The sequence below is a fragment of the Halomonas sp. GFAJ-1 genome (genome assembly GCF_000236625.2).
Classification (GTDB): Bacteria; Pseudomonadota; Gammaproteobacteria; order Pseudomonadales; family Halomonadaceae; genus Vreelandella.
Genome location: NZ_AHBC01000001.1, coordinates 26270 through 46988, shown reverse-complemented (window position 1 = coordinate 46988; position 20719 = coordinate 26270). Strand labels below are relative to the sequence as shown.

At 51.3% G+C, this 20719-nt stretch carries 25 protein-coding genes and 1 pseudogene; 14 read left to right on the top strand and 12 right to left on the bottom strand.

What is annotated here, in order from left to right:
* Positions 1-11 precede the first annotated feature (11 nt).
* From cysS to MOY_RS17740, 5 genes and pseudogenes are all read right to left on the bottom strand, one after another.
* A complete protein-coding gene (gene cysS / locus MOY_RS00230) occupies positions 12-1406 on the bottom strand; it encodes a cysteine--tRNA ligase (protein ID WP_009095182.1) in 1395 nt (464 codons plus the stop codon).
* Between the two features lie 48 nt (positions 1407-1454).
* Positions 1455-1868, bottom strand: coding sequence for a phosphoribosyl-AMP cyclohydrolase (gene hisI / locus MOY_RS00225; protein WP_009095181.1), 414 nt, complete (start codon positions 1866-1868; stop codon positions 1455-1457).
* On the bottom strand, positions 1865-2767 hold the full coding sequence (gene folE2, locus MOY_RS00220; protein ID WP_009095180.1) for a GTP cyclohydrolase FolE2: 903 nt from the start codon (positions 2765-2767) through the stop codon (positions 1865-1867). The genes hisI and folE2 overlap by 4 nt, the downstream gene beginning before the upstream one ends.
* A gap of 262 nt (positions 2768-3029) precedes the next feature.
* A pseudogene (locus tag MOY_RS00215) lies at positions 3030-3931 on the bottom strand (GTP-binding protein); the annotation flags it as partial.
* On the bottom strand, positions 3930-4046 hold the full coding sequence (locus tag MOY_RS17740; protein WP_443134856.1) for a metal ABC transporter permease: 117 nt from the start codon (positions 4044-4046) through the stop codon (positions 3930-3932). The gene MOY_RS17740 and the pseudogene MOY_RS00215, both read right to left, overlap by 2 nt.
* 589 nt (positions 4047-4635) lie before the next feature.
* On the opposite strand from MOY_RS17740, the gene MOY_RS17225 reads away from it, so the two are divergent.
* Positions 4636-4803, top strand: coding sequence for a hypothetical protein (locus MOY_RS17225; RefSeq protein ID WP_009095177.1), 168 nt, complete (start codon positions 4636-4638; stop codon positions 4801-4803).
* On the opposite strand, the gene MOY_RS00205 is transcribed toward MOY_RS17225, so the two are convergent.
* Complete coding sequence (locus tag MOY_RS00205) at positions 4782-6650, bottom strand: putative bifunctional diguanylate cyclase/phosphodiesterase (protein WP_235803658.1); 1869 nt, start codon at positions 6648-6650, stop codon at positions 4782-4784. The two genes, MOY_RS17225 and MOY_RS00205, sit on opposite strands and share 22 nt — an antisense overlap.
* Positions 6651-6926: 276 nt before the next feature.
* Between MOY_RS00205 and MOY_RS00200 the strand changes: the two genes are divergently transcribed.
* The 10 genes from MOY_RS00200 to MOY_RS00165 all read left to right on the top strand — a co-directional run bounded on the left by MOY_RS00200 (position 6927) and on the right by MOY_RS00165 (position 12170).
* Positions 6927-7721, top strand: a complete 795-nt coding sequence (locus MOY_RS00200) for a 2OG-Fe dioxygenase family protein (protein ID WP_009095173.1) — start codon at positions 6927-6929, stop codon at positions 7719-7721.
* A 287-nt stretch (positions 7722-8008) separates the two neighbouring features.
* Entirely contained in the window at positions 8009-8542 is a 534-nt protein-coding gene (locus MOY_RS00195) for a PAS domain-containing protein (protein ID WP_009095172.1), read from the top strand.
* Between the two features lie 159 nt (positions 8543-8701).
* Entirely contained in the window at positions 8702-8902 is a 201-nt protein-coding gene (locus tag MOY_RS16775) for a GGDEF domain-containing protein (RefSeq protein WP_009095170.1), read from the top strand.
* A gap of 17 nt (positions 8903-8919) precedes the next feature.
* A complete protein-coding gene (locus MOY_RS00190; protein WP_009095169.1) occupies positions 8920-9102 on the top strand; it encodes a hypothetical protein in 183 nt (60 codons plus the stop codon).
* 177 nt (positions 9103-9279) lie between these two features.
* On the top strand, positions 9280-9447 hold the full coding sequence (locus MOY_RS17325; RefSeq protein WP_168183929.1) for a hypothetical protein: 168 nt from the start codon (positions 9280-9282) through the stop codon (positions 9445-9447).
* Between the two features lie 533 nt (positions 9448-9980).
* Positions 9981-10661 (top strand): Bax inhibitor-1/YccA family protein, encoded by a 681-nt coding sequence (locus MOY_RS00185; protein WP_009095165.1) that lies wholly within the window; start codon positions 9981-9983, stop codon positions 10659-10661.
* 91 nt (positions 10662-10752) lie between these two features.
* Positions 10753-11142: a sulfurtransferase complex subunit TusD gene (gene tusD / locus MOY_RS00180; RefSeq protein ID WP_009095163.1), complete on the top strand. Its 390-nt coding sequence runs from the start codon at positions 10753-10755 to the stop codon at positions 11140-11142.
* Positions 11143-11151: 9 nt separating this feature from the next.
* Positions 11152-11517, top strand: coding sequence for a sulfurtransferase complex subunit TusC (gene tusC / locus MOY_RS00175; RefSeq protein ID WP_009095161.1), 366 nt, complete (start codon positions 11152-11154; stop codon positions 11515-11517).
* Between the two features lie 13 nt (positions 11518-11530).
* Complete coding sequence (tusB, locus tag MOY_RS00170; RefSeq protein WP_009095159.1) at positions 11531-11818, top strand: sulfurtransferase complex subunit TusB; 288 nt, start codon at positions 11531-11533, stop codon at positions 11816-11818.
* Position 11819: 1 nt separating this feature from the next.
* Entirely contained in the window at positions 11820-12170 is a 351-nt protein-coding gene (locus tag MOY_RS00165; protein ID WP_009095158.1) for a TusE/DsrC/DsvC family sulfur relay protein, read from the top strand.
* 43 nt (positions 12171-12213) lie between these two features.
* Here MOY_RS00165 and MOY_RS00160 read toward each other — a convergent pair whose 3' ends face one another.
* Positions 12214-12846, bottom strand: a complete 633-nt coding sequence (locus tag MOY_RS00160) for a helix-turn-helix domain-containing protein (protein WP_009095157.1) — start codon at positions 12844-12846, stop codon at positions 12214-12216.
* A 99-nt stretch (positions 12847-12945) separates the two neighbouring features.
* Positions 12946-13887: a histone deacetylase family protein gene (locus MOY_RS00155; RefSeq protein WP_009095156.1), complete on the bottom strand. Its 942-nt coding sequence runs from the start codon at positions 13885-13887 to the stop codon at positions 12946-12948.
* A 105-nt stretch (positions 13888-13992) separates the two neighbouring features.
* Between MOY_RS00155 and MOY_RS00150 the strand changes: the two genes are divergently transcribed.
* Positions 13993-16740 (top strand): bifunctional acetate--CoA ligase family protein/GNAT family N-acetyltransferase, encoded by a 2748-nt coding sequence (locus tag MOY_RS00150; RefSeq protein ID WP_009095155.1) that lies wholly within the window; start codon positions 13993-13995, stop codon positions 16738-16740.
* Between the two features lie 57 nt (positions 16741-16797).
* Here the strand turns inward: MOY_RS00150 and pdxH are convergent, their stop codons facing one another.
* Positions 16798-17442, bottom strand: coding sequence for a pyridoxamine 5'-phosphate oxidase (gene pdxH, locus MOY_RS00145; RefSeq protein WP_009095154.1), 645 nt, complete (start codon positions 17440-17442; stop codon positions 16798-16800).
* 164 nt (positions 17443-17606) lie between these two features.
* Here pdxH and MOY_RS00140 point away from each other — a divergent pair, with 164 nt between their 5' ends.
* Positions 17607-18293, top strand: a complete 687-nt coding sequence (locus MOY_RS00140; RefSeq protein ID WP_009095153.1) for a cytochrome b/b6 domain-containing protein — start codon at positions 17607-17609, stop codon at positions 18291-18293.
* 106 nt (positions 18294-18399) lie between these two features.
* Here the strand turns inward: MOY_RS00140 and MOY_RS00135 are convergent, their stop codons facing one another.
* The 3 genes from MOY_RS00135 to MOY_RS00125 are packed head-to-tail and all read right to left on the bottom strand — an operon-like array spanning position 18400 to position 19944.
* Positions 18400-18795 (bottom strand): DUF2069 domain-containing protein, encoded by a 396-nt coding sequence (locus MOY_RS00135; RefSeq protein ID WP_009095151.1) that lies wholly within the window; start codon positions 18793-18795, stop codon positions 18400-18402.
* Positions 18792-19418 (bottom strand): NAD(P)H:quinone oxidoreductase, encoded by a 627-nt coding sequence (wrbA, locus tag MOY_RS00130; RefSeq protein ID WP_009095149.1) that lies wholly within the window; start codon positions 19416-19418, stop codon positions 18792-18794. Before wrbA ends, MOY_RS00135 begins: the two co-directional genes overlap by 4 nt.
* A gap of 55 nt (positions 19419-19473) precedes the next feature.
* Positions 19474-19944, bottom strand: a complete 471-nt coding sequence (locus MOY_RS00125; RefSeq protein WP_009095148.1) for a gamma-glutamylcyclotransferase family protein — start codon at positions 19942-19944, stop codon at positions 19474-19476.
* 138 nt (positions 19945-20082) lie between these two features.
* Between MOY_RS00125 and smrA the strand changes: the two genes are divergently transcribed.
* Entirely contained in the window at positions 20083-20673 is a 591-nt protein-coding gene (gene smrA, locus MOY_RS00120; protein WP_009095146.1) for a DNA endonuclease SmrA, read from the top strand.
* The last annotated feature ends 46 nt before the right edge of the window (positions 20674-20719 follow it).

The following is a 20719-nucleotide window of genomic DNA, read 5'->3' as shown; positions in this document are numbered from 1 at the left end:
GGTGACAGGCGTTAATGCTTGTCAGCGATGTCTTCTCGTGGCTGCCAGTGTGCGCCATTCGGCGTATCGCGAATTTCGATGCCAAGTTCGAGAAGCTCGTCCCGCAGGCTGTCGGCGCGGTTGAAATCGCGTTGCTGACGAGCATCTTCACGTTCGGCGATCAACGCGTCGATACGCGCGACCGACAAGCCTGAGCGCTCGGGCGAAAGCGCTTTCAGGGCTTTGCTGGGTAGCTGCTGAAGTAGGCCAAGTAGCTTGGCGGATGCCAACACACGCCCCTTGGCATCAGCGCGCTGGGTATCGTTCTCAGCGTTTTTTAAGGCTTCAACTAGCTGCTGTAAGCGGGCGAGCGCTTCAGCAACGTTGAGGTCACGGCGCAGCGCGTCGAGCAGAGCGTTATCAGGTTGGATATTGCTACCAACATCGAGCGTTTCCACCTCGGCCAGGGCTTGGTAATGGTGGGTTAGCGTACGCCGCGCACGGGTTAAACGTTCGGCATTCCAGTCCAACGGACGGCGGTAGTGGGTAGAGAGCAGCGCCAAGCGAATTGCTTCGCCAGGAGCCTCGGCCAGCAGGTCGCGCACTAGCAGCACGTTACCGAGGGATTTGGACATCTTCTGACCATCGACGGTCACAAAACTGTTGTGTACCCAGGTATGGCAGTAGCGGGCACCGTGGGCGCAGGTGCCCTGGGCAATCTCATTTTCATGATGGGGAAAAATCAGATCCTGGCCGCCGCCATGTATGTCGATAGTGTGGCCGAGGTGTTTGCCTATCATGGCCGTACACTCCACGTGCCAGCCGGGTCGTCCTCGACCCCAAGGGCTTTCCCAGCCTGGTTGCTCGGAGGAAGAGGGCTTCCACAATACAAAGTCCATCGGGTCGCGTTTATAAGGGGCGACCTCTACTCGAGCACCTGCGAGCATATCGTCTGGTTGGCGGCGGGATAGTTCGCCATATTCTGGGTAAGAGCAGACGTGGAACAGCACATGTCCTTGCGCTTCATAGGCGTGCCCACGCTCGATAAGTGTCTTAATCAGCGAGACGATATCAGCGATATGCTCAGTGACTCGGGGCTCTAGGTCTGGTGATAGTACCCCCAGCGCCTGCATGTCCTCGTGATAGGCAGCGATGTAGCGTTCCGTGACCGTGCCGATTGGCACGCCCGCCGCCTGGGCAGCCGCGTTAATTTTGTCGTCCACATCGGTGAAGTTACGCGCGTAAATGACCCGTTCATAATCGTGGCGCAGGATTCGTGATAACAGGTCAAACACGACTGCCGGGCGCGCATTACCAATATGCGCATAGTTATAAACGGTGGGGCCGCAGACATAGAGCGTTACGCGATCCGGTTGCTCAGTGCGCAGAGACTCACGGCGGCGCGTCAGGGTGTTGAAAAGTTGCATCTGGCTCCTGTGGCGTCATGCCCTGTTAGTCGTTTGACGGCTTATATATCAATGGCTCAACGGCGCGGTAATGACCTCAACCGTCTCGTTGCGAATGGCGTTGTAGAAGCAGTTGGGGCGCCCCGTATGGCAAGCGGACCCTTGCTGATCAACTCGTATCAGCACTGCGTCGCCGTCGCAGTCTAGTCGTGCCTCGACCAGCCGTTGGCGATGACCGGAGCTCTCACCCTTGCGCCACAGGGTCTGCCGTGAGCGTGACCAGTAGCACACTTGGCCAGTCGTTAGCGTTTCGAGTAACGCCTCGCGGTTCATCCAGGCCAGCATGAGTACCTCACCGCTGTCGTGCTGCTGGGCGATGGCGGTGATCAATCCGTCGGTGTTCCATGGAATGGCGTCGATCACCGCTGCTAGTGGCCGGCGTTCACCACGCTCGGCATTTTCCAGGGTTAACCAGATACTCATGGTTGGGTCTCCCAGTTCCATTCACTGCGGGCCACAGCATCATGGGCGTGGAGGCTTTCAGCATGCACCACGCGTAGGGAAAAGCCTTCGATAGTCGGTTGGTTGCTCAGCATGTTATGCAATCGCCGGGCGGCGTCCTCGCAGAACATTAGATTTTGGCCATTGGCCAAAGAAAATGCCTGTTCGTCAATACGCTTAACAGCGGTCTGCAGGGCAGTACCCAGGGTCTTTTCAATCCTGTCAATGACAGCAAGGAACGGCATTTCGTCAATGTCGGGGGTCAAGCGCAGCGTAAGATGGGCATGACTGCGTTGGCTATGCGGTGTTGCTAGGATGGCTTGGTCGCTACCCAACCACGCATGGACTGCTTCGCGATCGACCGGTATATCGTTGAAGTCTTCTTCAAACGCCTGTTGGATTAATTGCCTCGACAGAGCAGCGGAGCAGGGGCAGGTAGATGAATAGCCAACGCTGACTTCAAGTATTGATTGCAAGCCGGTGGCATTGCGCCGACAGCGCAACGCAAAGGGGTAAGTTTTCCACCCTGACAGTGGGCTGATCAAAGCTGGGCGTCTCAATAGCGCTTCACCATTGAGATCAATAAACGCTCGCTCTGAAAGGCCTAGATGGCTATTTAGAAAGGTATCTAGTACTGAACGGATATTGGCCAGTGACAGTTCTTGATGTTCCAGCTCGGCCAGTGCCAGATAAAGGCGTGACATGTGAATTCCACGTGCCTCAGGATCATCCAGACTAACACCTGCTGAAGCTCTAGCAGCGATCATTTGCCCTGCTACTTGCAGCGGTAGGGCAATCCCCTCCATGCCGACCCAACTTAACGTGCCGCAATGTGACGACGTTGAACTGGCAACATCATCAAGGTGATTATTCAGGCGCATGGGCCCTTTCTTCAAAGGGAAATTCATTCGTGACGCTCCAATTAATAGTTATGTTATAACATAACATTAATAGTGGCGTTCCCCAAGAAACACCCTATCAAAAGGCGTTGTGAAACAGCATCATCAAAAGTGCTTGTCTTGGGCCTGTTGACGTATCAACGCGGTTCGCAATGAAACGTCAACAGACTCTAAAATGCTGTATTTAAGCAGATATTGTGTTTGCTAGTACAAGATGCCGACAATGTCAGTGGCTACCAAATACTTATTCCCATGCGGGGAAGGGGTTGGGGAGTTGGCGCCAGGCTTCCATGCCGTCGAGCACTTGTTCCTCGCTGAGCAGGCAGTTGTCCAGCGCTTCTATCATGCGTGTTTTATCCATGTTCTGGCCGATAAAGACCAGTTCCTGACGCATATCGCCGAAGGGCTTCTGCCATTTTTCCATGATGTAACCACAGTATTCGCGGTCATCCGGCCAATTGGCTTCGGGGATGGCCTTCCAGAACATGCCTGCCGGGGCATAGTGGGCAATACCGCCAGCCTGGCTCCATTGCCCGGCAAACTGCGGGCGGGTGGCCAGCCAAAAAAAAAGCCCTTGGAGCGCAATAACCCTTCGCCAAACCAGTCGGCATGAAGCAGGTCGTGAAACTTCTGCGGGTCGAAAGGGCGGCGGGCATGGTAGGCAAAGCGTGCAATGCTATATTCTTCTGTTTCCGGCGGTACGTGTTCACCGTGCATTTCTTTGAGCCAGCCGGGTGCCAGCTGCGCCCGTTCAAAGCTGAAACTTCCCGTATCCAGCACTTTTTCCAGTGGCACCTGGCCCCGGGCAATAGGCACGATCTCGGCCTCGGGATTAAGCGAATGCAGAATGGCGTTCAGCGCCGCCAACTCGTTTTCGTTGATCAGGTCGGTCTTGCTGACCAGCAGCACATCACAGAATTCGATCTGGTCGACCAACAGGTCAGCGACGTTGCGCTCGTCGTTCTCACCCAAGCTTTCACCAGCCTCTGCCAGGCTTTGGGCTTCGCGGTACTGTTCCAGAAAATTAGCACCATCGACCACGGTGACCATGGTATCCAGGCGGGCGACTTGGGAAAGACTCTGGCCATCTTCACCTTCAAAGGTGAAAGTTTCCGCGACCGGTAGCGGTTCGGAAATGCGCCTGCTAGCGCCATAGCATCAGGCCAATGACCAAAATGGCGCCGAACCAGATAATCACAAGGTCGGTTTTACCCACGGCGAGAATGTCGCCAAACAGATAGGCATGCAGGTCGATTCGCACTCCCGCAACAAAGGTGACGGCGACCAAACGGAGTGAGCCATCACGCCGAGCAAGGTGTCCATGGCATAGCCTTTGCCACTCAGCAACGAGACGCTGATGGCCATCAGCAAGGCGATCGAGACGACGCCAGCAAAGATCGAAATGTTCCACAGCAGGGCCAGCGCTACACTTTGGTTTTCCTCAACGTATGGGTGCCATATGCTGAGGGATCTAAGCCGATCGAGGATCTAATGTTTACAATGCGAGCATATTGCCGGGTGGAAAGATGGATTAGCCGGTGTTGACGAGAGGGGAATAAAAGCCGTCTCTGCGCAGTTGAGTTGCGCTAACTGAATCCACTGCTTGAGCGCGCTTTTTTCCAGGGTTTCCTGTGAGCTACCAGCAATGCGCTCATGTCTCACTTTCCTAAAGTGTTTTTTAGGGTGATGCAAAATGAGCAGTTTTCCCCGAAAATTTCGTTCTAAAATGTCGGCTGATGAAAGTCGCTGACTTTTATATACGCAGGTGCTAAAAGACCGCTTTTGGCCGAGGCTGTGTGAAAACGTAGCTGTCGCTATACTCTACCCATGACAGATCGTGGGAGGTAACGATGAAACGGTTTGTCGCAGGTGAATCCCGATCCCAAGCTACCTTATTTCCGGAGCTCCTGGATGATTTTGTCTCTGAAGATAATCCAGTTCGAGCCATTGAGGCTTTTGTTGATGCCCTTGATCTCAAACAACTTCACGACGAGGCTCAGCTCGACAGCCCTTCGTGACTAGGCATAAAACCGCTCAGCAGGCGGTCGATCTCCTTGGCAGGCATCGGACGGAAGAAGAAGAACCCTTGGATGAGGTCGCAATGCATGTCGCGAAGCAGTGACAACTGTTCAGCGTTCTCGACACCCTCGGCCACCACCTCCAATCCCAACCGGTGACCGATGAGGATGGCACCCTCCATGATGGCCCGATCCTTCGGCTGTGTAGGGGCGTCTTGGATGAAGGAGCGGTCGATTTTCAGGGCGGTGACGGGAAAGTGCTTGAGGTAGCTCAGGGAGGAGTAGCCGGTTCCGAAGTCATCAAGAGCAATGTGAAAACCGCGATGATAGAGGCGCCGTAAGTCCTCAATGACGGTCTCGTCGGCTTCAATCAGGACATTCTCGGTCAATTCGATGCCGATATCCCGTGCGGCTAAACCGTGTCGTTGCAGCGAACCCTCGAATCGCTTGAGGGCATCGGGACGCACCAGTTGACGCCCCGAGACATTGATGTCGATGCGGTGCTCATGAAATCCCTTGGCACGCCATTCCACCTGCTGGCGGCAAGCCTCTTCGATGACCCAGTCGCCCAGGCGATGAATCAAACCGGAACGCTCGGCCAGCGGGATAAATTCGCCAGGCGAAATGGTCGGGCCATCGGCAGGCTGCCAGCGTAGCAAGGCTTCAAGATTCTCTATTCGCCCACTGGCTGCCGAAACCTGGGGCTGGTAATGGAGGGAAAATTCACCGTTATCCAGAGCTTCCTCAAGTCGCGCCAAGAGATAGTGCTGGCGAACCAGCTCATCATGGAGTTTCTGTTGGAAGAAACGTACCGCACCCCGGCCCTCCAGTTTGGCACGATTCTTGGCCACATCGGCATTGCGGATCAATTCACGTGACGATTCGCCATTCTCGGGAAATAGCGCCACACCCAGGCAGGCCGTGACCTGGCGCTCCCGTTCATCCAAGACGAAAGGCTCGCGAAAGACATTTTGGATGTGGCGAACGATCCGTCTGGCATCGGGGGCCAAGTGGACGCCGGGAAAAGCCAGCACGAATTCATCGCTAGAGACACGGGACACCAGATCAGTGACGCGCTGACACTCTTTCAGTCGCCGCGTCAGCTCAATGAGCAGGCGATCGCCCTGATCATAGCCAAGGGCATCATTAATTTCGACGAAGTGATCGATGTCTAGGTAGAGGGTGAGGAGACCATGGCCCTGGCGTCGACAAGCATCCAAAAGGCTGCCCAGGTCGGTCTCAAAGGATTGGCGGTTCGGGAGATGGGTGAGCCTGTCGAAACGGGTGGCGAATTCTAGATCGCGATGGGCGCGCTTTTGGCTAGAAAGATCGACATCCACGCAGAATAACAGGGGGGAATCGGTATGTTCATTGAGCATCAGATGCTGTGAAAAAACCGATACCAGTTCACCGGTTTTGTGTTTGAGCTCAAGCTCGCTGGCGGGGATGGCGACGCCTTCTTCGATCCAGGCGCTATGTGCCTGGATCACTTCATCACGCATGAAGGCAGGAATAATCAGATCTTCCAGTAACTGCCCCTGGGCTTCCTCAGCGGTATAGCCATAGAGACGGGTGCTACCCTCATTCCAGTAAATCACTCGCCGATCGCGGTCATACCCCTGAACCGCTACTTTCGGCAGGCTCTCCAGCAGGGCGCGGAATCGTTGCTCACTTTCCAAATACTGACGGCGTACTATCTCGGCTTCTTGTTTGTCGGCGTCGTGCGCATCGGTGCCGGCCGTTGAGGATGTATTAGGCCCATTTGTCACGAGCGTATCGGAAAATTTCCTGCGGTTCCTCTTCAGGCGTTCCGAATCTTTGTGATGTCGGGAGTCGCGGATATTCATGGAAACCACCTAAAGAAAAACGCTAATAAAACACTAGCAAGAATCCTCACCATGCCAGCATTAGGCACTTTGTAATGATTACCCTACACCTATTGGTAGGAGATATTCTACTCATATACGCCCTCAACGGTCTGATTCTTGTTTCAATATAATCATTCTTTTTTAATACATTATTTTGACATATCCCAGCAGATATTCTCATTTTCTTCCTGTTGGTCGGGGTGTTGACCACGGCCACGCCGGGCAATTCCGCCCAGTAAGCAGGAGAATACCTACATGAAACTCGATAATCTCAAGCATGTTTTAGACCTCACCTCCATGCCTGCCGATTCACTCGCCGATTATTGGAATCCGGGAGTGGCTGAAGCGCTGAGGCATCAGGATTGGGCACAAACTGATATTCGTGAGCGAATCGATCTGGCCGCTTGGCAGGGGTTTGTCGCTGACCTGTCGCGCGACCCTTATGTCAACCTTCGCTGGAAGCGGATGTCATGGCTCGCCTTGAATGATCAGGGAGGTGTAGAGGACATGGGCCAGTGTCCCATGGCCCAGGGAGGTGCCTTTAACGATGCTGAGAGCATGGCGGATCGCCTGCGGTACTATGATCCGCTGACGGAGGAGTTTTTAGCACGCCCCGATGTAAAGGCTTTCGTCCGTGCGTGGGCAAAGCTTTGGAGTATCGGTGCGCACGAACCCATTCTCATGCAGATCACTGGGGTTCGCGGGGAAGGCAGCGTCGACCCCCTTCAGGGGCAGGGAATTCATGCTGATGGCTGCAAGGCCCTCAGCATTCTGGTCCTCAGCCGTGAAAACGTGGCGGGTGCCGAAAACCATCTCTACGCAGACAAGGCTGGCATGCAGCCCTTGGTGGATATCACCCTAAATCCGGGTGATATCCTTCATCTGCGCGATGACCGGTTATTCCACAGTGTCGACGGGATCGAACAGCTCGACAGTGAGGCACCTTTCGAGCGGTTCATTATCATTATCAACAGCCGCTTCGTGGACGACTTTCAGAACCGGATGTTGCGTCGCCACTTCCCGGAAGCGATCCTCAATGAGAGCGACTGACACTCTTGGTAAATTGAGAGCCTAGCCACACCAACGCCCCCGGAATTTCGGGGGCGTCTTGGTTGTGCGTTAGGCATGGCGCTGTTCCCGAGCCCTGCCGCTCGACACCTGATTGAACTCTACGGTGCAGGTATTAGCGATGGCGATAAACTGCATGCTTCAAAAGATCTGCAGCTTCCCATCGCAATACGGACGCTTAGTCTTTAAAGAAGCGTGCGATGTGTTCCAGAACTAGCCTCCCACTCACTCGATGCTCTTTCCCACTCCATAGTTAACTGGCTCGCATTATGCAAGTCGAACTCCACTTGTTTGCAAAAAAACCTTATCTATCGCAATTATTCTGTAATTCAGTCGCTATCACTGATGCTGATAATCGCATTCTCTATGCCAATCCAGCCTATGAGAAAATAACGGGATACAAGCTCAAGAATGTCATCGGTAAAAAACCATCGATTTCCAAGTCAGGTCGGCATGGCCCCGAGTTCGACCGTAAGATGTGGGCCGCTTTAAATAAAGAATTACACTGGGAAGGCGAGATATGGGATCGCAGTGAGGATGGTGCTGTATTTCCTAAATTAATGAGTATTGACCGCCTGGTGGATGAAGAGGGAAAGACCCGCAATTTTATTGCAATGTTTCATGATCTTTCTGAGCAAAAAGCGTCGGAAGAGGAGATCGAGCGATTACAGTATTATGATTCGCTCGCCACGTTGCCTAATCGTTCGCTGTTTCGCCATCGTTTTCAGCATGAGTTCGAAGTTTCTCGACGTCAAAAGACATGTGTTGGGGTAACGCTTTCCGGTGAATACATTAAAACTTGATCGTGTTTTTCCGCGACTTGCCCCAGGGAGCAGAAGATGCGGCCATCACGGAGGCCGTAACATCACTCTGATAACGAAGCGTTATTAGCAGAAGCCCAACAACGTCTATTTGGGCAAACATTGCTCCTGAACGGTCGGTCAGGCCAACAGTAAGAAGAGTTGGCGACATTACGCAAGCGCCAGAACGATCTAGGAGTACGCAGCCTTACAGATGCCCTTACCAATTTGGCAAATCGAGGGTGGCTAGAGGAGCAGTTACAAGAGCGTTTTAATCAAAGTAGGGAGCAGGGCGCAACACTCTTAATGGTATTTATTGACCTTGATTATTTTAAGGTCATTAATGATGAACATGGTCATTAAAGGTTGGGGAGGGTGAAATGGATCGTATTTATGCATGGGATGACCGCGAGGAGCGAGTTGTTTATCGTATATCAGGGCATATCTTTGATGATGGCCGAGAAGATAGCGACGTGTCCCCAGTGTGGATACCCGCCAATGAAGCAGACTTGCCTGATGAGATAAATGTTGAGGATTTACAAAAAGTTACGGTGAAAAAATAATATCCACCGACTTCTGTTTTTACTGGGGTAGTGTCAGGTGGAGTAAAGAGAGAAGCTGACTAAGTTAGGGGCTAAGAGCTAAGAAAAAACGCTTTTCATTTGGTCGTTGATTTCTGTGGGGGTTGGGCTATTATCCGCCTATGCGTAGATTTTGTTAGCCCACTAAGGAAAATCGCCATGTTGAAAGGTCTTGTGCTCTGCTTTGCAGTATTATTTGCGCAGTTGGCGGTTTTGAACATGCTTGATGCTCGTTTGTACAATGCTCAAGATGCTCGACAAGCAGTGACACCTGCAGCTACACCCCTCAGGGAAGATGATGTCGAGGAAGAAACTGAGCAAAGTTAATGTGAATGAATAGTAACGTTGGTCGAGAGATTTAGACGCGTTGCGTGCTAGTGTCCCTCGGGCACTGTTAAAAAATTCAAGAATCGGTCAGTACCTCAACCACTGGATAAATGTTTCCCATGAACGTCCGTCGGTATGCTGATCGTTTCTCTCGACTACCGGCATACCAGCCTTGCTGGCGCTTGTAATTATCTAGGCTATTCCAGATTAAAACGCTGCCTTTGGCCTCGTCACCTGCTAAAACAAAGCAGCCCTCGAAAGCTTCCCCATCTACTTCATAGGCAATACCTTTCTCAGTAGAGGTAAGTTCTAGGCAGGTTAGGTCGGAATAGAAAAGCCAAGAAGGCAAACGAAAGTAGGGATTTCTTGGCGCATTTATCGTGTCTAATTGACCGATGAAAGGTAAGTATCGTCAATGTCTATTAAGGAGTGGGCGTATTAAGCAAGGTAGCGTGGAAGACAAATACTTGCGTCTGGAACTTGGTAACGGCATCCTTGTCCGTTGTTAGTATTATCATTAGGGAGCAAGAACGATGGCTTTTAACGATTCTCACGCGGCAAGATCGCAAACGGGTAGTGCGGTTAGCGGTGCTCAATCAAACAAGGTGCTACGTAGTACTTACGCCTTGCTTGCCATGACGTTGCTATTTTCGGCAGTGATGGCTGGCGCTTCAGTTGCGATGGGTATTGAGCGAATGAACATTTTTGTGTTCTTCATCGGTGCCTACGGTCTGATGTTTTTGGTGCACAAAACGGCTAATTCGGCCGCTGGTTTATTGTCAACCTTCGCGTTCACAGGCTTTATGGGGTTTACCCTTGGGCCAATTATCTCAGCTTACTTAACCCTGCCTAATGGCGGTGCTTTGATTATGAACGCGCTGGCAATGACCGGTCTGACGTTCATTGGCCTTTCTGCGGTAGCACTCACCACTAAGAAAGACTTTAGCTTCTTAGGCAACTTCCTGATGGCGGGCGCTATCGTCCTCATCTTGGCAATGGTGGCAGGCTTAATTTTCAATATTCCCGCCCTCTCGCTAATGGTTTCCGCTGGTTTCGTATTGTTTGCTTCAGCGGCGATTCTTTACCAAACCAGTGAGATCGTGCACCGTGCCGGTGAGACTAACTATATTCTCGCAACCGTCACGCTGTATGTATCTATCTACAATCTGTTCGTCAGCCTGCTCGCTATTCTTGGCATTATGAGCAACGACTGACCGTCCCGGCAGCCTCGAACTGCCAGTAATAATCTTTTTATAGGCCCTACCTAGTAGGGTCTTTTTTGTGTGACAACCAGATGAGGTCGCGATGGAGTACGGTTTGTTAGTCATGGGGGCGCCTTATACCAGCGCAGCGCCGCATTCAGCGCTGCGCTTTGCCCGCGCAGTCCTTAGTAAAGGCCATCGTATTGCGGGTGTTTTTTTCTACCAGGACGGCGTGCACAATACCTCGCAGCTAATGTCACCTCCCCAGGACGAGCTCAATATGCGTGAAGCATGGATAGCACTACATCGTGATCATAACGTAGCGTTAGATGTGTGTATTGCGGCAGCTCTTCGACGTGGAGTGATGAGTACGGCAGAAGCGCAACGCCATGGCCTGCTAAACCATAATCTGGAAGCGCCATTTGAACTAACGGGGTTAGGGCAGTTGCTGGCATTGCAGCAGCGATGTGATCGATTTATTACCTTTGCATAGGGGAAGCGCATGACGGCACCAAATGAGCGGCTAATCGTTATTCGTCATGCCCCGCATAGCTCTAATTCACTTCGTGAAGGCCTGGATACAGCATTAGTAGCTGCTGCCTTTGGCCAGCAGGTGAGTTTGCTTTTTATGGGGCAAGGGGTTTTTGCGCTCTTAAAAGATCAAACGGTAGGGGCGCCTGGGCAAAAAGCCACGCTACCGACGATTGATATGCTGGAGATGTACGATATTAATCAACTGTTTATACCTGTTGAATCCCTTAAAACCTTGAATATTAACGCTAGCATGTTGGTTGAGAAGGTGACGTTGTTGCCGTCAGAAGAGCTGCCCAGTTTATTCAATCGGTATTCTCATATTTTAAATTTTTAAGAAGACGGCGAAAATGTTACATATCCTAAATAAAGCACCTCACAGCGATGCGGCCCAGCAAATGTTGCAGGCTGCTAGTGGAGATGACGTGCTGCTATTGATTGAAGAAGCCGTGCAGGCAGCTTTGTACCCTAATTGGGACGGGTGGCATTCAGGAGTCTCATCTATTTTTTTGTTAGCAGAAGACTTATCTGCCCGTGGGCTTCATCAGGTAGCAGTCACAAACGGGTTGCCCATGGTTGAAATGGATGAGTTTATTGTACTGACTGAGCAGAATGAACAAATTGTCACGTGGTACTAATATGGCAGATCAACCTTTATACCGTTATCTTGATGCGGAAAAAAAAGTCAAAATCGACCCAGAGGGATTTCTTGTTGATCATGAGCAGTGGGATGAGCAGGTAGCGCGTTTATTAGCCGATGCTGAGGATGTTGAGTTAAGCGTCGAGCATTGGGAGATTATCAGTGTTGTGCGTGATTTCTATGCGCGGTATGAAATGGCACCGGCTATGCGTCCACTCGTAAAAGCAGTACAGCAGGCGCTAGGCGATGAAAAAGGGCGCTCGGTTTATCTGATGATGTTGTTTCCCGGGAGTCCAGCTAAACGCATTGCGCGCTTGGCTGGCTTACCTAAGCCAACTAACTGCTTATAAGAGAAAAATGGGTGTGGTGCAGCCCAAGAAGTTCTAAATATTGTTAAACAATATCCCCGTGGGTGCATACCGATAGCACTATCGCATCATCGGTGCTAGTAGACACCAGCGCATGCCCCATATCGCTATCAAAATAGATGCTGTCACCTTCGGCTAATACCAAGGGCGCGTAAAATTCGGAGTAGAGGATAATATCGCCGTGTAAAACCATCAGAAACTCTTCCCCGTCGTGACGTACCCATTGCTGATACTCTTCAAAATTGCGCGCACGAACGATGGTTTTAAACGGGATCATGCGCTTTTGAGCCAGCTGGTGTCCTAGCAGTTCATGTTCGTATGTAGGAGTAGGGTGCAGTTGGCCTTTACCTTTACGTGTGAGGTCTCTGCGCCCCATGGTGTAACGCTCACGCTTTGGTGGTGTAAACAATTGGGGTAGGTCAATGTTCAAGCCTGTAATGAGCTTTTGAACCACGCTAAAAGTGGGCGAGACCTGATCGTTCTCGATTTTCGAGAGCGTTGAGCGAGCCAGCCCCGTGCGCTGGCTTACATCTTCTAGTGTCCATTGATTAGCAAGGCGAATTTGCTTGAGCCGCTCTCCAAGACGCAAGGGTTCAACAAAGGGTTTTCGCCCAGATGCAATGCGCAGCGCTGCATGCTCTTCAGAAGTCGCGGTCATAAAAGTCACGTTGAGAAGACGTCAATAAAACCGCATAGTACCACATACTATTTGCACTACGCTGACAGGCGCTGCTCTTATGAATCGGGTAATGCAGTGTTAGGGCGCAGTGCTGAAAGGTAAACCCAGCAGTGCTTTTAAATGTGCTTCAACGCCACTCGCAAGCGTTTTAAGGTTGTACCCACCTTCTAATACAGACACTACACGGTTTTCCGCATAAAGAGCGGCAATTTCCATGGCTAAGTGAGTTACCCAGTAAAAATCTTCGTCCTCAAGGCAAACATCACCCATAGGATCGTCTCTATGGGCATCAAACCCTGCCGACAGCATCACCAAGTCTGGTTTGAAAGCATGCAGCGCAGGTAGCCAGCGCCGTTCAACCACACGCCTAAATTCGACACTATCGGTGCCTACTTCGAGGGGGGTATTGATCACATTCTGCCATTCGCTGCGCAGGTAGCGCCACGGGTAAAACGGATACTGAAAGCTGGTGCAAATCAATACTTCCGGATCGTTCTTAAAAATATCAATGGTGCCATTGCATTGGTGAACATCAAAATCAAGAATGGCAATGCGTTTAGCACCATATTTAGCGCGCGCATGAGCAGCACCTACTGCTACGTTATTATAAAAACAGAAGCCCATCGCATCAGATGCTTCTGCATGGTGCCCAGGAGGGCGGACAGCACAAAACACATTATCAGCTTGGCGTTTAAAGACTTGATCCACGCCGCGCACCACCGCGCCAGCAGCCACACGCGCCGCGTGTAAACTGTCAGGGTTCATCATGGTGTCACTGTCCAGGGTGATAATACCCTCAGATGGCACGCACTTTTCTAACGCCCGTAAATGCCTTAAGGGGTGCACTCTTGCGAGTGCTTCTTCGCTAGCACCCAGTGCATCAGCCTGCATGGTTTGCTGAAGTAGGCCAGCAAGAGATAAACGTGCCCGTATGGCTTCCAGCCGCAATGGGCTTTCAGGATGTTCAGGACCCATATGGTGCAATGAACAGTCAGGATGGGTAAGGTAGGCAGTAATCATGCAAGCGCTCCGTTAATATTATAACTACCATAATCGCCACGGGTGCTTGCGCGACAGTCTCAATAAGTCGTACACAGTGCTTATCCACCCCAGGGAGACATGTCTGTGAGCACACGCTTCTTACATCATTTTTTTGAACCTCGAACGATAGCGGTGTTTGGTGCCTCTGAGAAACCAGCTTCACTGGGCGGTTTGGTGCTCAATAACCTTCAAGAAAGTGGCTTTAAAGGAAAAATTTGGGCAGTCAACCTGAAAGGTTACAACTCTGTCTTTGGCGCCGATTGTGTACGTAACGTCAGTGAGTTACCTGAAGTTCCTGACTTAGCCGTTATTTGCTCGCCAATAGAAGGCGTTGCGAATTTAATCAAAAAACTCGGCCATTTCGGCGTTAAAGCAGCACTTGTGCTTTCTGGTGGTGCCTACTTAGATCGTGAGAAAGGCAATAAAGGCTCTATTCGTCAGCGGATGCTGCAAGCAGCTAGAGAGTCTGGAATACGGGTGCTGGGGCCTGAATGTATGGGGCTCATTGTGCCTGGCAAAAAGCTCAACGCATCTTATGCAAGCCAGCCTGTAAAAGCCGGTAGAGTAGCTTACTTGGGGCAGTCGGGTATGCTAGCCAATGCCATGATTGACTGGGCAGCGGGGCGAGACGTAGGGTTTTCTCATTTAATCACGGTCGGAGACAGTGTCGATGTTCTGTTGCCGGACTTGATCGATTACGTTAATCAGTTTTCGCCTGCTCAGGCAATTCTCTTACACCTTGAGCGTGTCACTGATGCCCAGCATTTTATGACCTCAGTGCGCGATGCCTCACGTAACCGGCTTGTGCTGGCCATTAAAAGTGGTCGTACTCCCCAATCAGATATTTCAGGCATGGCGCCGACCCCAGGCATTGCCAATCGTGACGTGGTGTTTGACGCCGCTTTTGCCCGTGCAGGCGTGGTGAGGGTAAACGACTCAGATGAACTGTTAGATGCTCTTGAGACCCTATCACGAATGAAACCGCTGCGCGGTGATCGGTTGGCAGTCGTATCTAATGGGTTAGGCCCCGCCATGCTCGCTATTGATAAGCTGATTAGCGCGGGTGGAAAGCTGGCTGAATTCACTGAGGAAACGCAGGCGGCACTGCATAAAAGCCACGTAGATATGAGTAAGCCTGGCGAAAATCCTGTGGATTTAGGCGGTAACGCGACACCTGAGCGCTTTGTTGAAGCGCTGAGCATCGTTACCAACGATGCTAATGTCGATGCCGTGTTAGTGGTACATGCACCTACTCGTTTAGCGCCTTCGGTTGTTACTGCTAACGCATTGATTGATAACCGCAAGTCTTTTAAACGTAATCTTTTAACTAGTTGGATGGGGCTAAAAGAGGCTTTAAATGCTCGCCACGAATGTAACGTGGCAGGTATCCCCACCTACACATCGCCAGAAAAAGCGGTTAAGGCGTTTATGCATATGGTGGATTACCAGCGAGTGCAGGCGCTTCTTCAAGAAATACCTCCTAGCTTACCGTTCTCTACCAGCCCGGCCATTCGTGCGGAGTGTCGCGCCCTCATTACTCAAGCCAAAGAGCAGGGTAGACAAACGCTTACTCATTCTGAAACAGCCCAGGTGCTGGAAGCATATGGCATACCTGCGGCCCCTAGCGTTTACCTATCCAGCCCAGATGATGCTTTGGCATTATCAGACAACTTTCCGGGGGCCAAAGCACTAAAAGTCATCCACGAGGGTAACTGTCGACCTTATCGCTACCGCAAGCACCCTCACAAAATATCTGCCGGCTTAATGCAGGATTTAGAAACCCCTGAGCAAGTAGCGGAGGGCGTGCGTCAGCTAGGCGACAAGGTGCGCGAAAAATTTCCTGAGTACGCTATCCGTGAATACTGTTTGCAGCCGATGCAGCGGGGTAAACACTCGATGCAGATCTGCGCGGGTATTACCCGTGATCCCGTTTTTGGGCCGCTTATCGTCTTCGGTATAGGCGGTTACAAAGTCAATGTTTTGGCAGACCGTCAAATAGCCTTGCCTCCCCTTAATATGAGCTTGGCTGCCGATGTGGTGGGTAGAACACATGCTGCCTCATTGATTCGTGAGCACTCGGCGGATCCTGAACGGGACATTCAGCACTTATGCCAGCTGCTGGTGAAACTGTCACAAATGGCGTCTGATTTAGGTGATTTACGCGGCCTAGAGCTTAACCCCTTGCTGTTAAACCGTGATGGTATGCTGGCCGTAGATTTTGCCATGGATCTTGGACCGCCCGCTCGTTTTGCCATCATGCCTTACCCAGAAGAACTTCGTGAGTGGGTAACGCTGAAAAATGGTTGGCAGGTAGAGGTTAGGCCAATTCGAGCGGAAGATGCGCCATTGATCACAACGTTCCATCGGCAGCTGTCAGAAGAGAGCATTCGCTTTCGCTATTTTCATCATAAATCTAACCTGACCCAGCGAGATTTATCGATCCTTTCGCATATTAACTACGATCGACAAATGGCCTTTATTGCCGAGCATCAGCATGATGACGGTAGCAAAGAGATGTTAGGTGTCGTGCGAGTGTGGAATGATCCGGATAATATTCGTACAGAATTCTCGGTGATTATTCGCGATGACTTGCAGGGGCTGGGGATTGGTAGCCTTCTGATGAAGAAAATGATCGACTACTGCACCAGCATTGGCACCCTTGAGATGATTGGGAAGATAATGGTTGATAACCATCCGATGCGGGCTTTGATGAAGCACTTGGGCTTCAAGTGTCGATACAATATGGAAGAGCAGGTGGTTGATGCCGTGTTGCGCTTAAACGAACCTGAAAGTGAGTGGCAGTTGCACCGATTGGAGAGCCAGCCTGACTAATAGCCTCAGGCCTACAGTAAACATGTAGGCCTGGTTAAGAGCTATCTGTGTTAGTTGCTAAGGGGCGAGGCGGAAACGACTCCAAGCGCCACCGTCACGCCGCTCGAAACGCAGTCGGTCATGAAGGCGGCTGGGTTGTCCCTGCCAGAATTCAATCATTTCAGGTGTGACTCGATACCCGCCCCAATGAATGGGTCGAGGAATGTCTTGTCCATCGTACGCTTGTTCAAAGCGTTTTTGGCGCTCTACGATCCAGTTGCGATCAGGTATCACCACACTTTGGGTGGCAATCCAAGCACCTAATTGGCTGCCCCGTGGTCGGCTTGAGAAGTACTCATCGGACTCGTCTGCTGCCACTTGTTCGACCGGCCCTTCAATACGTACCTGGCGTGATAGCGATGGCCACCAAAACGTCAAGGCTGCGAAAGGCACATTGCTTAATTCGCTGCCTTTATGGCTATGATAGTTGGTAAAGAATACCATGCCGCGTTCATCAAAACCTTTCAGTAACACTACTCGTGCATGGGGACGCCCTTGGCTATCCACCGTTGAAAGGGTCATGGCGTTGCCGTCTTTCCCCTCGTTTTCTAGGGCGAGGCTGAACCATTCGTCGAATAGTACGAATGGGTTGTCGGGGGCTTGCGCCTCATCTAGGCGGCCGCCTTCATAATCACGCCTAATATCGGCTATGTTACGCGTCATTGAATGGTGCTCCCTTGCGGTAAAGTTGAACTTTGCTTTCCATGTTCGCTGGTCTGCCGTTAAAGCTCAAGTATTGATCAGAAAGCGGTGCATCAGATGTTTTGTTCTAGGAGCCGCTGCGGATTAATGAGAAACTCTCTCAGCATGACAATAGAGGACTCTAAATGCTCCGTAATACACAGCGCGTATTGGTATGGGATGGGCTAGTACGCTTATTTCATTGGGGACTGCTAGTGGCAGTCGCTTTTTCGTACTACACCACCAAAACAGATGGGGCTCCTTTTTTATTCCCCATCGAAGTACATGCGCAAGCAGGTTACATCATTATAGGCTTGCTGGTCTTTCGTGTTATTTGGGGCTTTGTGGGCAGTTTTTATGCGCGTTTTAGTACTTTTTTATACCCTCCTAGTAAGACGGCTGTTTATGCGAAAGCCCTTCTGATCCGCCGCGCTTCCCCTTATGCCAGTCATAACCCGCTGGGTGGCTGGATGGTGATTTTGTTGCTGTTATCATTAGCTTTTCAGTCAGTGAGCGGTCTTTTTTTAAGCGACGATATTTTTTTTCAGGGGCCGCTTTATAGCTTTGTAGGCCGTGATATTAGTCGAGAGATTGCGAGTTTGCATGCTCTCAACAGCGACTTTTTACTCATATTAATTGGTTTGCATGTGGCGGCATTGGTTGCCCATAAACTGCTTGGAGAGGGCTTGGTATCGGCGATGGTGACAGGAGCTAAACGCTTCCAGCAGCCACCCGTTGACTTAGTGTCGGCAAGAATTCGCGTTCGTCGGGTACAAGCGGGGGCAGCGCTCCTGATTGCGGTAGGTGTCACTGGTTGGCTGTGGTTCTATTAGTAGGGTCTTGAAAGAAAAGGGGTAGTAGACACGGGGGCAAGGCATGTGGAAGGGGGGGCGATGGCCTTGGTAGCAGCGCAAGCGCCAAGGCCAAGACCATAACAGCCTACTTCTCTAGGCGCTGCTGACGGCTGCGAAAGCGTGCATAAGCCATGCAGCCGGTAAAAAGGGCGAGTGAAACGAGTGCTTCTAACACACCACGAAGCCCTTGTCCTGGCAGGGTGGCCAGCATTACCCCCTGTGTAAAATAGAGCAGGCTCACAAACGCAAGCCATGCATGCCCACGCGCGCGTTGTCCAATAATTGAGGGTAAAAACAGCACCAGTGGCAGCACGAAAGCCACCACCGGGCGCCAATTAAACGTATCTTCTTGGATAAAAAAACCTCGGTAAATCACCAGCAGTAATAGGACAACAAAGCTGATAAGCACAAGTTGTCGCGACTGATGAGTCAATTTAGCGAGCCCATGGCGTGTTTCAAGCTCCTCTAGCCACTGCCTCATGAGGCACTTCCTCCGCGCATTTGATTAAGTGCTAATGCCAGTCGCGCAAGCCGTTTTCCTTGAGCAACGCACAGCGTTCGTTCGTGCTCATCCACTGGTCTATCGCTGCGCACGCCTGCCACATGGCTTGCACCGTAGGGTGTGCCGCCTGTCTGGGTATTAATCAATGCAGTCTCACTGTAGGGAACACCTGCGTAGACCATGCCATGGTGGAGTAAAGGTACCAGCATGGTCAGAAGCGTACTCTCTTGGCCACCATGCAAACTGGATGATGATGTGAAGGCACTGGCGGGTTTGTCGATTAGTGCGCCGTTCATCCAGAGACTGCTGGTGTTATCCAAAAAGTATTTAAGGGGCGCTGCCATATTGCCAAAGCGCGTGGGGCTGCCTAACGCCAATCCGCTGCAGTGGCGCAGATCATCCAGCTCCGCATATACCGCACCTTCTTCAGGAATCTCTGGGTCCACGGCTTCACAAGTGGTGGAAACAGGCGGCACCGTGCGTAGTCGTGCCTCTATGCCTGATATGCTCTCAACACCTGCAGCTATCTGGCGCGCCATATCTGCTGTGGCTCCAGAGCGTGAATAGTAAAGAATCAGCACAAATGGCGTGGAATCACTCATAACATTTCCTAAGTGTGAGAAGGGCAGCGAGTCATAGAAGGCGCTGCGTTTCCCTCTATGGTACCAGAGCTACCTGATAGTCAGGAGAGTTCGAAAATAATTGGCTAAGGGTTGGCAGCCGGACATACACCCAGGCAGTTGATCCATCGGCTAAGGTTTGTTTTATGCGCTCATAGCGTATGCCCAAACGCTCATAGCGATCTAAACGGGCCAGCTGCGCTGGTGTAACCTCAAGTAGCAAGCCTTCAACCCGTTCATTTTTATTAGGGGCTAAATCCAAATTATTGCGCTCGAAGCCCTCAAGAACCGCTTGCCGTGGGTTTCCCGATGCGCGCATTACCACCCAACGAACAGGCACGTAGCGTAGCGTGCCGTAGACAAACACCTGATGTGAGCGTTGTTCAATATCAGCCACATGGTCAGGGCGATCATAAAACCAAGGGCTAAGCATGGTTAACCATAACCAGCCGGCAATGCTTATTACCAATACCAAACTTACTATCAACAACTGTTTAACTAAAGGCATGCTATTTCCTAATTAGGTGCGCTAAAAATAAAGCTTGGCTCGCCAACTAAATGAACACAAGTCTTAAGCAATTCCTACGGATTTGCTAGGATAAACAGAAGATGCTTTAGGCATTCGACCCTACCGGAGGAGCCTGCTATGAACCAGCCGCTTCGTGATGAAACGGACTTCCGTGAGTTTATTGGTGATGTGAAGCCTCTTCCCAAGCGGAATAGAGCAGATACGGGCTTCCAGCGACAGCGTCCCTCTGAGGCTCAGCTAGCTCGGCGTGAAAGTGCTGAAGAGCAACTGGATGAGCGCAATTTTTTATCGGACGACTTTGTCGATCTTCTGCCGCCATTTGACCCCATTGAGTATCGCCGGGAGGGGATACAGCAAGGCGTGGTCGATAAACTAAAGCACGGAGGCTACAGCGTTCAGGCGCAACTACATCTATTGAGACGCCCTCTGGCTGAGTGCCGGAGGATGCTTTTTCCTTTTGTTCAAGACGCCTATGCACACGATCTTCGCTCTGTGCTGATTGTGCACGGAAGAGGCCGCGAATTAGATAGCCCCGCCAACGTACTGCGCTCTTACCTAGCTAAATGGTTATGCCAGTTTGAGGAAGTTCAGGCCTATGTCTCTGCCCAGCCTTCGGAAGGTGGGCTTGGCGCCACCTGGGTCATGCTACGCAAAAGTGACCGTGCCAAGGCCAATAACCGTGAGCGCCAGCAAAAACGGCGGGGGTGATGGGAAGCCGACAAAGGCAAAATGCCTTTGTCGGTTTTTTTGAATA

Excerpts from the sequence above, each read along its gene's own strand:
- cysS (WP_009095182.1), bottom strand. The coding sequence starts at position 1,406 with ATGCAACTTTTCAACACCCTGACGCGCCGCCGTGAGTCTCTGCGCACT.
- hisI (WP_009095181.1), bottom strand. The coding sequence starts at position 1,868 with ATGAGTATCTGGTTAACCCTGGAAAATGCCGAGCGTGGTGAACGCCGG.
- folE2 (WP_009095180.1), bottom strand. The coding sequence starts at position 2,767 with ATGCGCCTGAATAATCACCTTGATGATGTTGCCAGTTCAACGTCGTCA.
- MOY_RS17225 (WP_009095177.1), top strand. The coding sequence starts at position 4,636 with ATGAAACGGTTTGTCGCAGGTGAATCCCGATCCCAAGCTACCTTATTT.
- MOY_RS00205 (WP_235803658.1), bottom strand. The coding sequence starts at position 6,650 with ATGAATATCCGCGACTCCCGACATCACAAAGATTCGGAACGCCTGAAG.
- MOY_RS00200 (WP_009095173.1), top strand. The coding sequence starts at position 6,927 with ATGAAACTCGATAATCTCAAGCATGTTTTAGACCTCACCTCCATGCCT.
- MOY_RS00195 (WP_009095172.1), top strand. The coding sequence starts at position 8,009 with ATGCAAGTCGAACTCCACTTGTTTGCAAAAAAACCTTATCTATCGCAA.
- MOY_RS00190 (WP_009095169.1), top strand. The coding sequence starts at position 8,920 with ATGGATCGTATTTATGCATGGGATGACCGCGAGGAGCGAGTTGTTTAT.
- MOY_RS17325 (WP_168183929.1), top strand. The coding sequence starts at position 9,280 with ATGTTGAAAGGTCTTGTGCTCTGCTTTGCAGTATTATTTGCGCAGTTG.
- MOY_RS00185 (WP_009095165.1), top strand. The coding sequence starts at position 9,981 with ATGGCTTTTAACGATTCTCACGCGGCAAGATCGCAAACGGGTAGTGCG.
- tusD (WP_009095163.1), top strand. The coding sequence starts at position 10,753 with ATGGAGTACGGTTTGTTAGTCATGGGGGCGCCTTATACCAGCGCAGCG.
- tusC (WP_009095161.1), top strand. The coding sequence starts at position 11,152 with ATGACGGCACCAAATGAGCGGCTAATCGTTATTCGTCATGCCCCGCAT.
- tusB (WP_009095159.1), top strand. The coding sequence starts at position 11,531 with ATGTTACATATCCTAAATAAAGCACCTCACAGCGATGCGGCCCAGCAA.
- MOY_RS00165 (WP_009095158.1), top strand. The coding sequence starts at position 11,820 with ATGGCAGATCAACCTTTATACCGTTATCTTGATGCGGAAAAAAAAGTC.
- MOY_RS00160 (WP_009095157.1), bottom strand. The coding sequence starts at position 12,846 with ATGACCGCGACTTCTGAAGAGCATGCAGCGCTGCGCATTGCATCTGGG.
- MOY_RS00155 (WP_009095156.1), bottom strand. The coding sequence starts at position 13,887 with ATGATTACTGCCTACCTTACCCATCCTGACTGTTCATTGCACCATATG.
- pdxH (WP_009095154.1), bottom strand. The coding sequence starts at position 17,442 with ATGACGCGTAACATAGCCGATATTAGGCGTGATTATGAAGGCGGCCGC.
- MOY_RS00140 (WP_009095153.1), top strand. The coding sequence starts at position 17,607 with ATGCTCCGTAATACACAGCGCGTATTGGTATGGGATGGGCTAGTACGC.
- MOY_RS00135 (WP_009095151.1), bottom strand. The coding sequence starts at position 18,795 with ATGAGGCAGTGGCTAGAGGAGCTTGAAACACGCCATGGGCTCGCTAAA.
- wrbA (WP_009095149.1), bottom strand. The coding sequence starts at position 19,418 with ATGAGTGATTCCACGCCATTTGTGCTGATTCTTTACTATTCACGCTCT.
- MOY_RS00125 (WP_009095148.1), bottom strand. The coding sequence starts at position 19,944 with ATGCCTTTAGTTAAACAGTTGTTGATAGTAAGTTTGGTATTGGTAATA.
- smrA (WP_009095146.1), top strand. The coding sequence starts at position 20,083 with ATGAACCAGCCGCTTCGTGATGAAACGGACTTCCGTGAGTTTATTGGT.